This is a genomic window from Streptomyces sp. SirexAA-E, from assembly GCF_000177195.2.
Taxonomy (GTDB): domain Bacteria; phylum Actinomycetota; class Actinomycetes; order Streptomycetales; family Streptomycetaceae; genus Streptomyces; species Streptomyces flavovirens.
Window position 1 is genome coordinate 5,215,382 of sequence record NC_015953.1, and the last position, 14,083, is coordinate 5,229,464.

At 71.5% G+C, this 14,083-nt stretch carries 11 protein-coding genes; 9 read left to right on the top strand and 2 right to left on the bottom strand.

The window, feature by feature from the left end; all coding sequences use genetic code 11:
* Positions 1-22 precede the first annotated feature (22 nt).
* From ilvN to serA, 3 genes are all read left to right on the top strand, one after another.
* Positions 23-550 (top strand): acetolactate synthase small subunit, encoded by a 528-nt coding sequence (gene ilvN / locus SACTE_RS23415; RefSeq protein WP_014048496.1) that lies wholly within the window; start codon positions 23-25, stop codon positions 548-550.
* 104 nt (positions 551-654) lie between these two features.
* Entirely contained in the window at positions 655-1,656 is a 1,002-nt protein-coding gene (ilvC, locus tag SACTE_RS23420; RefSeq protein WP_014048497.1) for a ketol-acid reductoisomerase, read from the top strand.
* Between the two features lie 288 nt (positions 1,657-1,944).
* Positions 1,945-3,537 (top strand): phosphoglycerate dehydrogenase, encoded by a 1,593-nt coding sequence (serA, locus tag SACTE_RS23425; protein ID WP_014048498.1) that lies wholly within the window; start codon positions 1,945-1,947, stop codon positions 3,535-3,537.
* A 34-nt stretch (positions 3,538-3,571) separates the two neighbouring features.
* On the opposite strand, the gene SACTE_RS23430 is transcribed toward serA, so the two are convergent.
* Positions 3,572-4,699, bottom strand: coding sequence for a helix-turn-helix domain-containing protein (locus tag SACTE_RS23430; RefSeq protein WP_014048499.1), 1,128 nt, complete (start codon positions 4,697-4,699; stop codon positions 3,572-3,574).
* Positions 4,700-4,878: 179 nt separating this feature from the next.
* Here SACTE_RS23430 and SACTE_RS23435 point away from each other — a divergent pair, with 179 nt between their 5' ends.
* On the top strand, positions 4,879-5,805 hold the full coding sequence (locus tag SACTE_RS23435) for a proline dehydrogenase family protein (RefSeq protein WP_014048500.1): 927 nt from the start codon (positions 4,879-4,881) through the stop codon (positions 5,803-5,805).
* Between the two features lie 58 nt (positions 5,806-5,863).
* Positions 5,864-7,495: an L-glutamate gamma-semialdehyde dehydrogenase gene (gene pruA / locus SACTE_RS23440; protein WP_014048501.1), complete on the top strand. Its 1,632-nt coding sequence runs from the start codon at positions 5,864-5,866 to the stop codon at positions 7,493-7,495.
* Between the two features lie 108 nt (positions 7,496-7,603).
* Here pruA and SACTE_RS23445 read toward each other — a convergent pair whose 3' ends face one another.
* Entirely contained in the window at positions 7,604-9,901 is a 2,298-nt protein-coding gene (locus SACTE_RS23445; protein WP_014048502.1) for a glycoside hydrolase family 3 N-terminal domain-containing protein, read from the bottom strand.
* Between the two features lie 125 nt (positions 9,902-10,026).
* Here SACTE_RS23445 and SACTE_RS23450 point away from each other — a divergent pair, with 125 nt between their 5' ends.
* The 4 genes from SACTE_RS23450 to SACTE_RS23465 all read left to right on the top strand — a co-directional run bounded on the left by SACTE_RS23450 (position 10,027) and on the right by SACTE_RS23465 (position 14,083).
* The gene (locus tag SACTE_RS23450) at positions 10,027-10,626 is read left to right on the top strand and encodes a TetR/AcrR family transcriptional regulator (protein WP_014048503.1); all 600 of its coding nucleotides are present in this window, start codon (positions 10,027-10,029) and stop codon (positions 10,624-10,626) included.
* 114 nt (positions 10,627-10,740) lie between these two features.
* The gene (locus tag SACTE_RS23455; RefSeq protein ID WP_176724314.1) at positions 10,741-11,244 is read left to right on the top strand and encodes a hypothetical protein; all 504 of its coding nucleotides are present in this window, start codon (positions 10,741-10,743) and stop codon (positions 11,242-11,244) included.
* On the top strand, positions 11,244-12,638 hold the full coding sequence (locus SACTE_RS23460; RefSeq protein WP_014048505.1) for a hypothetical protein: 1,395 nt from the start codon (positions 11,244-11,246) through the stop codon (positions 12,636-12,638). The genes SACTE_RS23455 and SACTE_RS23460 overlap by 1 nt, the downstream gene beginning before the upstream one ends.
* Positions 12,635-14,083 (top strand): VWA domain-containing protein, encoded by a 1,449-nt coding sequence (locus SACTE_RS23465; RefSeq protein ID WP_014048506.1) that lies wholly within the window; start codon positions 12,635-12,637, stop codon positions 14,081-14,083. The genes SACTE_RS23460 and SACTE_RS23465 overlap by 4 nt, the downstream gene beginning before the upstream one ends.

Consider the following 14,083-nt stretch of genomic DNA (forward strand, 5'->3'; position numbering starts at 1 on the left):
GAGACAGAGAGAGACCGACTCCATGTCCACCAAGCACACGCTCTCCGTCCTGGTCGAGAACAAGCCGGGTGTCCTCGCCCGGATCACTGCCCTGTTCTCCCGGCGCGGGTTCAACATCGACTCACTCGCGGTCGGTACCACCGAACACCCCGACATCTCCCGCATCACCATCGTGGTGAATGTCGAGGGCCTGCCTCTGGAGCAGGTGACCAAGCAGCTCAACAAGCTGGTCAACGTCCTGAAGATCGTCGAACTCGAGCCGGCCGCTGCGATCCAGCGGGAGCTCGTCCTGGTGAAGGTCCGCGCGGACAACGAGACCCGATCCCAGATCGTCGAGATCGTCCAGCTGTTCCGCGCCAAGACCGTGGACGTCTCCCCGGAGGCGGTCACGATCGAGGCGACCGGGGGAGCCGACAAGCTGGAGGCCATGCTCAAGATGCTCGAACCCTTCGGCATCAAGGAGCTCGTCCAGTCCGGCACCATCGCCATAGGGCGCGGCGCGCGCTCGATCACCGACCGTTCCCTGCGCGCCCTCGACCGCTCGGCGTAGACAGACCGGACACTCTCGCCGCTCGCATGGCGAGACCCGCACACGCATCAGACGCACCCGCCGTACGGTGGGACGCAACACCTGCACACCAAGGAGAAGACCCAGTGGCCGAGCTGTTCTACGACGACGATGCCGACCTGTCCATCATCCAGGGCCGCAAGGTCGCGGTCATCGGATACGGCAGCCAGGGCCACGCCCACGCGCTGTCGCTGCGTGACTCGGGTGTCGACGTCCGTGTCGGTCTGCACGAGGGCTCGAAGTCCAAGGCCAAGGCCGAGGAGCAGGGCCTGCGCGTGGTGACCCCGTCCGAGGCCGCCGCCGAGGCCGACGTCATCATGATCCTCGTCCCGGACCCGATCCAGGCCCAGGTCTACGAGGAGTCCATCAAGGACAACCTCAAGGCCGGCGACGCGCTGTTCTTCGGCCACGGCCTGAACATCCGCTTCGACTTCATCAAGCCGCCGGCCGACGTCGACGTCTGCATGGTCGCCCCCAAGGGCCCCGGCCACCTGGTGCGCCGTCAGTACGAGGAGGGCCGAGGCGTCCCGTGCATCGTGGCCGTCGAGCAGGACGCCTCGGGCAAGGGCCTGGAGCTGGCCCTGAGTTACGCGAAGGGCATCGGCGGCACCCGCGCCGGCGTCATCAAGACGACCTTCACCGAGGAGACCGAGACCGACCTCTTCGGTGAGCAGGCCGTCCTCTGCGGCGGTACCGCCGCCCTGGTCAAGGCCGGCTTCGAGACGCTGACCGAGGCCGGATACCAGCCGGAGATCGCCTACTTCGAGTGCCTGCACGAGCTGAAGCTCATCGTGGACCTCATGTACGAGGGCGGCCTGGAGAAGATGCGCTGGTCCATCTCCGAGACCGCCGAGTGGGGCGACTACATCACCGGCCCCCGCATCATCACGGACGCCACCAAGGCCGAGATGAAGAAGGTCCTCGCCGAGATCCAGGACGGCACCTTCGCCAAGAACTGGATGGCCGAGTACCACAACGGCCTGCCCAAGTACAACGAGTACAAGAAGGCCGACGCCGACCACCTGCTGGAGACCACCGGCAAGGAGCTGCGCAAGCTCATGAGCTGGGTCGACAACGAGGACGCCTGATCCCTCGCCGGGGGCGGGTCCGCACGGGCCCGCCCCCGGGCAACCCGCCCCGTGTCACTGCGGGTCCGGGGCGGCGGCAGGAGACGGTCCCCGTACGTCTGTCCATGCCGTTCGCCCCGTGCGGGTGATCCTTCCGCCGGCGCGCTCACCCGGCCCGGCCGCATGACTAGACTGCTCCACACATACACGCGTCAGGGCCCACAGTGTCGTGCGTCTTCCACGCGGCTAGCCCCTCCACCGCCTGCGGCCGTCGGGACGGCCGTCCGCACTGGACTTGTGAGGACTCACGTGAGCTCGAAACCTGTCGTACTCATCGCCGAAGAGCTGTCGCCCGCCACGGTCGACGCCCTGGGTCCGGACTTCGAGATCCGGCACTGCAACGGCGCGGACCGCGCCGAACTCCTCCCCGCGATCGTCGACGTCGACGCGATCCTGGTGCGCTCCGCCACCAAGGTCGACGCGGAGGCCATCGCCGCCGCGAAGCAGCTGAAGGTCGTCGCCCGCGCCGGTGTCGGCCTGGACAACGTCGACGTCTCCGCGGCCACCAAGGCCGGTGTGATGGTCGTCAACGCGCCGACGTCCAACATCGTCACCGCCGCCGAGCTGGCGTGCGGTCTGCTGGTGGCCACCGCGCGCCACATCCCGCAGGCCAACACCGCGCTGAAGAACGGCGAGTGGAAGCGGTCCAAGTACACGGGTGTCGAGCTCAGCGAGAAGGTGCTCGGTGTCGTCGGCCTCGGCCGCATCGGTGTGCTGGTCGCCCAGCGCATGTCCGCCTTCGGCATGAAGATCGTCGCGTACGACCCCTACGTGCAGCCCGCCCGCGCCGCGCAGATGGGCGTCAAGCTCCTGACGCTGGACGAGCTGCTGGAGGTCTCCGACTTCATCACGGTGCACCTTCCCAAGACCCCCGAGACGCTCGGCCTGATCGGCGACGAGGCGCTGCACAAGGTGAAGCCCTCGGTGCGCATCGTCAACGCCGCGCGCGGCGGCATCGTCGACGAGGAGGCGCTCGCCTCCGCCCTCAAGGAAGGCCGGGTGGCCGGCGCCGGTCTCGACGTGTACGCCAAGGAGCCCTGCACGGACTCCCCGCTGTTCCAGTTCGACCAGGTCGTCTGCACCCCGCACCTGGGCGCCTCCACCGACGAGGCGCAGGAGAAGGCCGGTATCGCGGTCGCCAGGTCCGTCCGCCTCGCGCTCGCCGGTGAGCTGGTGCCGGACGCGGTCAACGTCCAGGGCGGCGTCATCGCCGAGGACGTGCGGCCCGGACTGCCGCTCGCCGAGAAGCTCGGCCGGATCTTCACCGCGCTCTCCGGCGAGGTCGCGGCCCGGCTCGACGTCGAGGTCTACGGCGAGATCACGCAGCACGACGTGAAGGTGCTCGAACTCTCCGCGCTCAAGGGCGTCTTCGAGGACGTCGTCGACGAGACCGTGTCGTACGTCAACGCTCCGCTCTTCGCCCAGGAGCGGGGTGTCGAGGTCCGCCTCACCACCAGCTCCGAGTCGCCCGAGCACCGCAACGTGGTCACCGTGCGCGGCACCCTGGCGAACGGCGAGGAGGTCGCGGTCTCCGGCACGCTGGCCGGCCCCAAGCACCTCCAGAAGATCGTCGCCATCGGCGAGCACGACGTGGACCTGGCGCTCGCCGACCACATGGTCGTCCTGCGCTACGAGGACCGCCCCGGCGTCGTCGGCGCGGTCGGCAAGATCCTCGGCGAGGCCGGGCTGAACATCGCCGGTATGCAGGTCTCCCGTCAGGACGCGGGCGGCGAGGCGCTGGTCGTCCTCACCGTCGACGACACCATCCCGCAGTCGGTGCTGAGCGAGATCGCCGAGGAGATCGGCGCGACGTCGGCCCGCTCGGTCAACCTGACGGACTGACGGACTGACGTACGGCCCGGTACCGGACTCGGGCCTACAACCGGGCCGCCTTCAGCGCCATGTGCAGCAGCAGCCGGTCCTCGCCGTCGTCCAGGTCGAGGCCGGTGAGCTGTTCGACCCGGCCGAGCCGGTAGTACAGCGTCTGGCGGTGGATGCCCAGCAGGGCCGCCGTCCGGCCCGCCTGGCCCGCACGGTCGAGGAACACCTCGACCGTGCGGGCCAGCTCCGTGTGCGACCCGTCCAGCAGCGTGCGCGCGACGGGGTCCGGTGTCCGGGGCAGCGCGGTGAGCAGCCGGTACGGCCCGATGGACGGCCAGGCGGCGACCGGGCCGAGACGGGACTCCGCGTGGGCCGCACGCGCGGCGGACCGCGCCTCGTGCCAGGACTCCGCCAGCCCCGCCAGGCCGCGCCGTGCGGTCGCGATCCCGGCGGTGGCGTCGGGCCCCGCCGTGGCACGCAGCCGGTCCGCGGCTGTCGTCGCCGGGTCCGGGGCGTCCGGCGAGCGCAGCCGGACCAGCACCGCCAGCGCCGTCGCGTCGTGCGCCCCGACCGTGGCGAGAGCCGCCGCCGAGGGCACCGTACGCACCGACGGCGGGCCGTCCTGCCACGGGGTCACGCACACCACGGTGTGCAGCCCGTCCGCGTCCGGTCCGAGGGCCTCACCCAGGGCGGTCACCGCCGCCTCGCGCTGCCGGCCCCCTGACGCGGTGAGCACCGCGGCGAACTCGCGGGTCAGGTCGGCGCCGGCCCGCGCCTCGTCGAAGAGGAGTACGCCGATCCGCGCGGCCACGTCCATGGCCGCCGCCAGCTGTCCCTCCGTGGGCCCCCGCTCCGTGTCGAGCAGCCAGACGTAGCCGAGGACGACACCCCGATGGCGTACCGGCAGGCAGATGCGGTCCCGGTAGACACCCGCCTCCGGGGCGGCCGGGATGCGGACCGGGCCGGTGGCCCGGGTGATGCCGAAGCCCTCGAACCAGGCCCGCACGGCCGGGGTGGAGCGCCGGGTGAGGATCGAGCGCGTACGGACGGGGTCCATGGCCGCGTCGTCGTCGCTGTCGTGGGCCCCGAAGGCGACCAGGCCGAAATCGCGGTTCTCCAGGGTCGCCGGGGCGCCGAGCAGCGCCGAGATCTCGTCGACCAGCTCCTGGTAATCGCCCTTCACCCCGCCATTCTCGCACCCTTCAGACATTTGTCTGAGTCGGTGGCCACAGATGCGTGACAGGTGTCGATGGCACGGCCGGAGAAGCTTCCCTAGATTTCAGCGTGGTTCTCCGTGCCGTCCCGGTCCGTTCGTCTTCGTGCCGGTTCGGCCCTCGTCCGTTTCATCCGTGGAGGTGCCCCGTGCTGGGTCCCGTGATTCTCGCCGCGTCCCGCAGCGACAAGATGCGTCGTTTCGTCTCGGCCGCGCCGGGCACCAAACAGGTCGTCGACCGGTTCATCGCCGGTGAGACGGTCGACCAGGTCATCAAGATCGTCCAGGACTCGGCCGACAAGGGCCTGGAGGTCACCCTCGACGTCGTGGGTGAGGACATCACCACCCCCGAGCAGGCCGCCGCCGCGCGTGACGCGTACCTGGAGCTCATCGGCCACCTCGCCGACCTCGGGCTCGGTACCGGCGCGGAGATGTCGGTCAAGCTGTCGATGTTCGGCCAGTCCCTCCAGGACGGCCACGAACTGGCGCTCGCCAACGTCCGTCCCGTCGTCGAGGCCGCCGCGGCCATCGGCACCACGGTCACCCTGGACGCCGAGGACCACACGACCCTCGACTCGATGTTCGCCATCCACGAGGAGCTGCGGAAGGACTTCCCGCAGACCGGCTGCGTCATCCAGTCCTACCTGTTCCGCACCGAGGAGGACGCCCGCCGCCTCGCCGCCGCCGGCAGCCGGGTCCGCCTGGTGAAGGGCGCGTACAAGGAGCCGGCCTCCGTCGCCTACCAGGACAAGGCGGAGATCGACAAGGCGTACGTCCGTATCCTGAAGACGCTGATGCACGGCGAGGGATACCCGATGATCGGCTCCCACGACCCGCGGCTCATCGCGATCGGACAGGAGCTCGCCCGCCAGGCCGGGCGCAAACTGGACGAGTACGAGTTCCAGATGCTGTACGGCATCCGCAGCGACGAGCACCTCCGGCTCGCGGCCGAGGGCCACCGGATGCGCGTCTACACGGCCTACGGCACCGACTGGTACGGATACTTCATGCGCCGCCTCGCGGAGAAGCCGGCCAACCTGCTCTTCTTCGCCCGCTCCGTCGTCACCAAGGGCTGACGGCCCAGGGCACGAGCCCGGCCGAACACCCACCCCCACTCAAGGAGGCACGTCACTCATGGACGCTGTGACCCAGGTCCCCGCGCCGGTCAACGAGCCGGTACACACCTACGCCCCCGGCACCCCGGAGCGAGCCCGCCTGGAGGCGAAGCTCAAGGAGCTCGCCGAGAACCCGGTCGACCTGCCGATGACCATCGGCGGCGAGAAGCGGATGGGTGGCGGCGAGCGTTTCGACGTGGTGCAGCCGCACAACCACAAGTCCGTCCTCGGTACCTACGGCAACGCCACCGAGGCCGACGCCCAGGACGCGATCGACGCCGCCCTGGCCGCCGCCCCGGCCTGGCGCGCGATGTCCTTCGACGACCGTGCCGCGATCATCCTGCGCGCCGCCGAGCTGCTGTCCGGCCCGTGGCGCGAGACGCTGGCCGCCTCCACCATGCTCGGCCAGTCCAAGACCGCCCAGCAGGCCGAGATCGACTGTCCCTGCGAGCTCGTCGACTTCTGGCGCTTCAACGTGCACTACGCGCGCCAGATCCTCGCCGAGCAGCCCCCGGCCAACTCCCCGGGCGTGTGGAACCGCATGGACCACCGGCCGCTGGAGGGCTTCGTCTACGCGATCACGCCGTTCAACTTCTCGGCGATCGCGGCCAACCTGCCGACCGCCCCGGCGCTCATGGGCAACGTCGTCGTGTGGAAGCCCTCCCCGACGCAGACGCACGCCGCCGTGCTGCTGATGAGCCTCCTGGAGGAGGCCGGTCTGCCCAAGGGTGTCATCAACCTGGTCACCGGTGACGGCCTCGCCGTCTCCGAGGTCGCGCTGAACCACCGCGACCTGGCCGGTATCCACTTCACCGGTTCCACGCCCACCTTCCAGCACCTGTGGAAGACGGTCGGGAACAACATCGAGAAGTACCGCACCTACCCGCGCCTCGTCGGCGAGACCGGCGGCAAGGACTTCGTCGTCGCCCACCCGAGCGCCGACCGCGCGATCCTGAAGACCGCGCTGACCCGTGGCTCCTTCGAGTACCAGGGCCAGAAGTGCTCGGCCTCCTCCCGCGCGTACGTCCCCGCCTCCATCTGGAACTCCGGGTTCAAGGAGGAGTTCGCGGCCGAGGTCGACTCGATCACGATGGGTGACGTCACCGACCTGTCGCACTTCATCGGCGCCGTCATCGACGAGCGTTCGTTCGCGAAGAACAAGGCCGCGATCGACCGGGCGAAGAGCGACCCGTCCTGCACGATCGTCGCGGGCGGCACCTACGACGACTCCGTCGGCTACTTCGTCCGCCCGACCGTCGTCGTGTGCGACGACCCGGCCAACGAGATCTTCACCACCGAGTACTTCGGCCCGATCCTCGCCGTGCACGTCTACGAGGACGAGAAGTACGACGAGATGCTGGAGCAGATGGAGTCCGTCACGGACTACGCGCTGACCGGCTCGGTCATCGCGAACGACCGCGCCGCGGCCGCGTACACGATGGACAAGCTCCGCTACGCGGCGGGCAACTTCTACATCAACGACAAGTCGACCGGTGCGGTCGTCGGCCAGCAGCCCTTCGGCGGCGGCCGCGGCTCCGGCACCAACGACAAGGCGGGCGCCCCGCAGAACCTCCAGCGCTGGACGCTGACCCGCGCCATCAAGGAGACGCTGGTCCCGCCGACCGAGTACACCTACCCCCACCAGGGCTGACGCCCTCCCGGGGCGCCCACGCGGCGCCCCGGCCCGCACTCCGCCTCCCGACCGGCCCCCCTGCCGGCCGGGAGGCGGTTTCCATGTACGGGGTCCGCCGGGAGGCGGTCAGCCCTTCACGGTGAAGGCGCCCCGCAGCAGCACGTCGTCGCGGGAGGACGGGCCGACCAGCAGCTCGAAGTCGCCCGGCTCGACGACCCGGCGGCCCCGGGCGTCCACCAGGGTGCAGTCCGCGACCGGCAGCTCCACCGACACCTCACGCGCCTCGCCCGGCGCGAGATCCACCTGCCGGTAGGCCTTGAGCTCCTTCTCGGCCCACGTCACGGAGGTCACCAGGTCGCTCACGTACACCTGGACGGTCTCCCGGACGGGCCGGGAGCCGGTGTTGGTGACGGTGACGCGCGCCCGCAGGACATCGCCGGCCTGGACGTTCTCCGTCAGCATCTCCAGGTCCGTGTACGTCACGGTCGTGTAGCTCAGCCCCTCGCCGAAGGCGAAGGCCGGACGCTGGGTGAGATCGGCGTAGCGGCTGCCGTGCTGCCCCCGGATCTGGTTGTAGTACGTCGGCTGCTGGCCGGCGTGCCGGGCGAAGGAGACCGGCAGCCGGCCGGACGGCTCCACCAGGCCGAGGAGCAGCTCGGCCACGGCCCGGCCGCCCTGCATGCCCGGGTTGAAGGCGTGCACGATCGCTGCCGCACCGAGTGCGGACGGCGGCAGGACCAGCGGCTTGGAGCTGATGACCACGACGACGAGCGGGGTGCCCGTCGCGGCCAGCGCGTCGAGCAACGCGACCTGGTCGCCGACGAGTTCCAGGGTGGCCGTGGAGCGTCCCTCACCCACCAGCTCGATGCGGTCGCCGACCACGGCGACCACGTGATCGGCGCCCTCGGCGGCGGCGACCGCCTCGTCGATCAGGGACCGAGACGGCTCGGCGGGGACCACGACGTGGGGGCGGGGCTGCCCGTCGGGGAAGTACGCCCCCTCCGGGTCGGGCCCCACGGACAGGATCTCGGCCCCCTGCGCGTACGTGACGGTCCAGTCCTCGGGTACGTGCGCGCGCAGGCCGTCCAGCACGGTACGGATCATGGCGCGCGGCTGGCCGTCCGGCAGCCAGTCCGCCTGGCCCGAGGACCCGGCCCAGTCGCCGAGCTGGGTCTGCGGGTCGTCGGCGTTGGGCCCGACGACGGCGACCGTACGGGGCGTGGCGCCCGGGCCCGCCAGGGCGCGGCCGTCCGCACCGGCCTCCAGGCCGCCGGCCAGGGGGAGGGTGCCGTCGTTGGTGAGCAGCACGAGCGAGCGCCGGGCGGTCTCCAGGTTCAGCGCCTCGTGCGCGGGGCTGCCGATGACCGCGGCCTGCCGGGCCGGATCGGGGTGGCGCGGGTCCTCGAAGAGACCCAGCTCGAACTTGAGGGTCAGCACACGGCGTACCGCGGCGTCGATCTCGGCCTCGTCCAGAGTGCCCTGGGCGACCGCGTTCTGCGCGCCCTCGAAGAACTGCGGGGTGGTCATCACCACGTCGTTGCCCGCGCGGACCGCCGCGGCGGCGGCCTGGGTGTGGTCGGCGTAGATCTTCTGCTCCCACACCATGCGGCCGACGTTGTCCCAGTCCGTCACCAGGGTGCCGGTGTAGTCCCACTCGCCGCGCAGCACCTCGTTCAGCAGCCAGTCGTTGACCGTGACCGGCACGCCGTCCATCGACTGGTAGCCCAGCATGAACGTACGGCAGCCCTCACGGGCGACCCGCTCGAACGGGGGCAGGAACCACGACCGCAGCTTGCGCCGGGAGATGTCGGCCTCGCTGGCGTCCCGGCCGCCCTGGGTCTCGGAGTACCCGGCGAAGTGCTTGGCGCACGCCAGCACCGCCGTGGGGTCGGACAGGCCCTCGCCCTGGTAGCCGCGGACCATCGCCGAGGCCAGCTCCCCGATGAGGAACGGGTCCTCGCCGAACGTCTCGCTGACCCGGCCCCAGCGCAGGTCGCGGGTGATGCACAGGACCGGCGAGAACGTCCAGTGCACGCCGGTCGACGCGACCTCGACGGCCGTCGCCCGGGCGACACGCTCCACCAGCTCCGGATCCCAGGTCGCCGCCATCCCCAGCTGCGTGGGGTAGATGGTCGCGCCCACCCAGAAGGAGTGCCCGTGGATGCAGTCCTCCGCGACGAGCAGCGGGATGCGCAGCCGCGTCCGCCCCGTGGCGGCCGCCGCCTCCCTGACGTGCTCCGGCGACGCGTGCAGGATCGAGCCCGCGTACAGGTCCTCGACGAGGTGGCGCACCCCGTCCTTCGCGTTCAGCTGGAGCATCTGGCCGGTCTTCTCGGCCAGCGTCATGCGGCCGAGGAGGTCCTCGACCCGCTCGGCGACGGGCCGTTCGGGGTCCAGATAGGGCAGGGGGGTGGAGGGGGACACGGGCGGTCCTTTCGCGGCGCGGTTCGGCTTTCACCATAGAGTCAATACCGACCGCTTGGTAAGTATCTCCGAATGTGCGAATGTGACCGTGACAGCAGCCGGTACGACCGGGCCGGGAGGTGACCGTGGCCGCCGAGGTGAAGCGGGGTTACGCGAAGGGCCGTGCGAAGCGGGGCGAGATCCTCGACCAGGCCATGGCCCTGTTCGGCGAGGCCGGATACCGCGGCGCCTCGCTCCGGGTGATCGCGACGCGCTGCGGCATCTCCCACCCCGGCCTGCTGCACCACTTCCCGACCAAGGAGTCCCTGCTGCTCGCGGTGCTCGAACACCGCGACGAGGCGGACGGCGAGTGGCTCGACCTCGGCAGCACCACCGGGGTACGGCGGCTGCGCAGATTCGCCGAACTGGCCGCGCTCAACGCCACCCGCCGAGGCATCGTCGAACTGTTCACCGTGGTCTCGGCGGAGGCGACCGCGGCGGACCACCCGGTCCACTCCTACTTCGTGCGGCGCTACGCCCATTCGGTCTCCGGCGCCGAACTCGCCTACACCCAGGCCCGTACGGAGGGCGCGCTCCGCGAGGGCGTCGATCCCGCCCTCGCGGGAGCGCAGCTGATCGCCCTGATGGACGGGCTCCAGGTGCAGTGGCTGCTCAGCGACGGAGCGACGGACATGGCAGGCGTCCTGCGCGCCCACCTCCAGGCCCAGCTCACCGTGCGGCTCTGACCCGAACGGGGCGTATCCGCAGGCCGGACCGCGTTGTCAGTGGTCACCACTAGGTTCTTCCGTGTCCCGCCGATCCGGCGTGGAACCCCCTTTTGGTGCATTGGAGATGGCGCGTTGTCAGATTGGGAGAGGTCGAGCACGGCCCGGGTGGTGCCGCCCGCACGGCCGCGCAAACTGGCCAAGGTTCCGTTCGTCGAGCTGGCCGACGGGCGCCTGCAGGGCGTGGTGTCCAGCGGCTCGGACATCGAGCGGGTCTACGTCTCGTCGATCGCGGCCGGCACCTACGCCTTCGCGTGCAGCACCAACAACAACCGGCCCTGCGGCGGCGCCCGGGGCTCGTTCTGCAACCACATACGGGCCCTGGTCACCGAGGCGGTGCTCCAGTACGGCGCCCGGCGCGTGGCCCGCTCCCTGAAGGTCGAGACCGCGGACGACGAGGCGACCGCGCAGACCCTCACCGCGGCCATGACCGCCACCCGGCCCCCGCTGGACGAGGCCAAGGCGGCCGCAGCCGTCTTCAGCCGGTTCCTGCGCCACCTCGCCTACCTCGAACTCGCGCCGGTCACCACGCCGTTGCCCGAGATGCAGTGGTTCCCGCCGAGCCGGGCGGTGGCGTGATGCGCGCCGACCTCCTGACCGGGGAGACCGCCGGACTCGACGAGGCCCTGGCCGCCGTCGACGGCTTCGACGACGCCCTCACCGAGGGACTGCTGCGCCCCCGCCCGGCCGGTGCCGCCGCCCTGACCGCGCTCGCCCAGGCACTCGCGGGCAGCCCGCCGGCCGCCAGGGTCGCCGAGGCCGCCGAGAAGACGGCCGCCGGCGCGGCCGACGAGGAGCACTTCGTCGCCCTCGCCGCGGCCCGCACCGCCCTGCTCGGCTCCGTCCACGACGCCCTGACGGCCCGCGCCGCCGAGGCGGTCGGCCGGCCCCGCGCCGAGGAGATCGCCCCGGCCCCCGGCGAACGGCCCCGGCCCGTCAACCTCCTGCTCGCCGCCCGCGCCTGGCTCTCCGACCTGGCGCGCGCCGGCTGGCGGGGCATCGACCACGAGATCGTCTCCGGCTCGGCCCCGGTGATCTCCGCGATGCTCGCGGACCCGGCCCTGCGCCGCCTCGCCGCGCTGCTGGACGGCTTCGCCGTCGAGCTCGCCGCCTCCTGTCCGGGCGCCACCCTGGAGCGTGTCCCGGCTCGGCGCTGGGCCGACCTCTGGTCGCGCGCCGTCCTGCTGACCCTGCCGGGCGCAGCCGACGCTCCCGCGGGCGGCACGGCCACCGGCCGCCTGCTGCCCCTGGGCGTCGACCTCCACGAGCACGCCACCGCCGTACAGTCCCAGGTCCACGGGGTGTTCGAGCCCGCGGACGGCTCGCCGTCTCGGTTGGTGCGGGCGAGCGTCTCGGTGCCCAAGCCCGACAGCGTCGTCGGAGCCGGCCTCTGGCAGCTGCTCCGCCCCCACATGTCGCTCCTGGCGGCCGTCGGTGAAGGACGCTCGGTGGAGCTCACCGGCATGCCGGTCACCGCGGAGGGGGACCTGCTCTGGGACGACGCGCACGCCCGCGCCGGGGAGAGCGCCGACCCGTTCGTCACGGCCCGCGTCGCCCTGCCCGCCGCCACCGACCCCGTGACCGCCCCGCTGGACCGCCACCCGGCCAGGATCGCCGTACCGGTGTTCCTGGAGGGATACGAGAGGGGGACCGGCGAGGACGGCCGGCCGGTGTTCACCGTCGCCGGCCACCCGCTGCCCGTGGACACCGGCCGGATCCCCGTCGCCGGGCCGCTCACCCCCGAAGCGGTCGCCGCGTCCGGCGCGTGCGTCGGGCTGCTCCGCTGGGACGCCGGGACCTTCTTCGTCCAGCCCCTGGCCGTCGAGCGGACCGTGCGGAAGAAGACCACCGCCCTGCACGCCGGGGCCTGGGCCGCGGGCACCACCGACAAGGCGGGTGCCAAGGCCGAGAAGGCCGCCACCGACGCCGTGGCGGTGCTGCGGGAGCGGGCGGGAAGGCTGCTGCGGAAATGACCGAGCCCCTGACCGGACCCCCCGGCCCCGGCACCCTGCCGGCCGCCCTCCCCGACCCCGACGACAACCGCCGGCAGGTCCTCTACTGGCGACTCCTCGCCCGCCTCTTCGACCCCGAGGAGCAGGCCACGCTCGAATCGGCGAGCCTGGCCGTCGTCGAGGACATCGGACTGCCGGGCGCGCTGCTGGACCCGCAGGCATCCGTGGACTCGATCGTGCAGCGCCACCCGGAGCTGGCCGCCGAGTTCGACGGCCTGATGGTGCCCGCGACCGACACGGAGCCCGAGCCCGGCGCCGAGGACGCACGCGACCGGGCCGCCGAGGTCCGGCGCGCGGCACTGGTGTCGAAGGTCCTGCTCAACGTCTTCGCACCCGCCCCCGGCACGGTCACCGCGGGACAGCTGGCCCGCTGGCAGTCCGACGCCGGCTGGCTGGAGCGCGCCCTCGGCTGCGGACCCGGTGAGCTGCGCGGCGGCCGGCCCGCCGGGGGAGGGGGCGTGAGCCCCACCGGCACCGGAGGAGGCGGCACCACGCCCGACCTCAGCCGGCTGATCCCCGCGATCGGCCCCGAACTCGGCGCGCTGGAAGCCGACCTGGTCAAGCGGATGCACCTGCGCGAGGTGCTGGCGGACCCGCGGCTCGCCGCGCGGCTCACCCCGAGCATGTCGCTGATCGAGCAGCTGCTGAGGGACAAGAACAACCTCTCCGGCGTCGCCCTGGCCAACGCCAAGGCCCTGATCCGCCGCTTCGTCGACGAGGTCGCCGACGTGCTCAGGACCCAGGTGGAGAAGGCCACCGTCGGCGCGCTGGACCGCTCCGTCCCGCCCAAGCGGGTCTTCCGCAACCTCGACCTCGACCGCACGATCTGGAAGAACCTCACCAACTGGAGCCCGGAGGAGGAACGGCTCTACGTCGACCGCCTCTACTACCGGCACACGGCACGCAGGACGACACCCCAGCGGCTGATCGTCGTCGTGGACCAGTCGGGCTCGATGGTCGACTCCATGGTCAACTGCACCATCCTGGCTTCCATCTTCGCGGGACTCCCGAAGGTCGACGTCCACCTGATCGCGTACGACACCCAGGCCCTCGACCTCACCCCGTGGGTGCACGACCCCTTCGAGACGCTGCTGCGCACCGACCTCGGCGGCGGCACCGACGGCACGGTCGCCATGGCCCTGGCCCAGCCGAAGATCGCCGAGCCCCGCAACACCGTCGTGGTGTGGATCTCCGACTTCTACGAATGGCGGGGCGAAGAGCTCTTCGAGAGCATGGCCGCCATCCACCGCTCGGGCGCCAAGTTCATCCCGGTCGGCTCGGTGACCAGCTCCGGACGCGGTGTCGTCAACCCGTGGTTCCGCGAGCGGTTCAAGGACCAGGGCACACCGGTCCTCTCCGGCCACATACGCAAGCTCGTCCACGAGCTCAAGAACTTCCTCACCTGA

Excerpts from the sequence above, each read along its gene's own strand:
- SACTE_RS23465 (WP_014048506.1), top strand. The coding sequence starts at position 12,635 with ATGACCGAGCCCCTGACCGGACCCCCCGGCCCCGGCACCCTGCCGGCC.
- ilvN (WP_014048496.1), top strand. The coding sequence starts at position 23 with ATGTCCACCAAGCACACGCTCTCCGTCCTGGTCGAGAACAAGCCGGGT.
- SACTE_RS23460 (WP_014048505.1), top strand. The coding sequence starts at position 11,244 with ATGCGCGCCGACCTCCTGACCGGGGAGACCGCCGGACTCGACGAGGCC.
- pruA (WP_014048501.1), top strand. The coding sequence starts at position 5,864 with ATGGACGCTGTGACCCAGGTCCCCGCGCCGGTCAACGAGCCGGTACAC.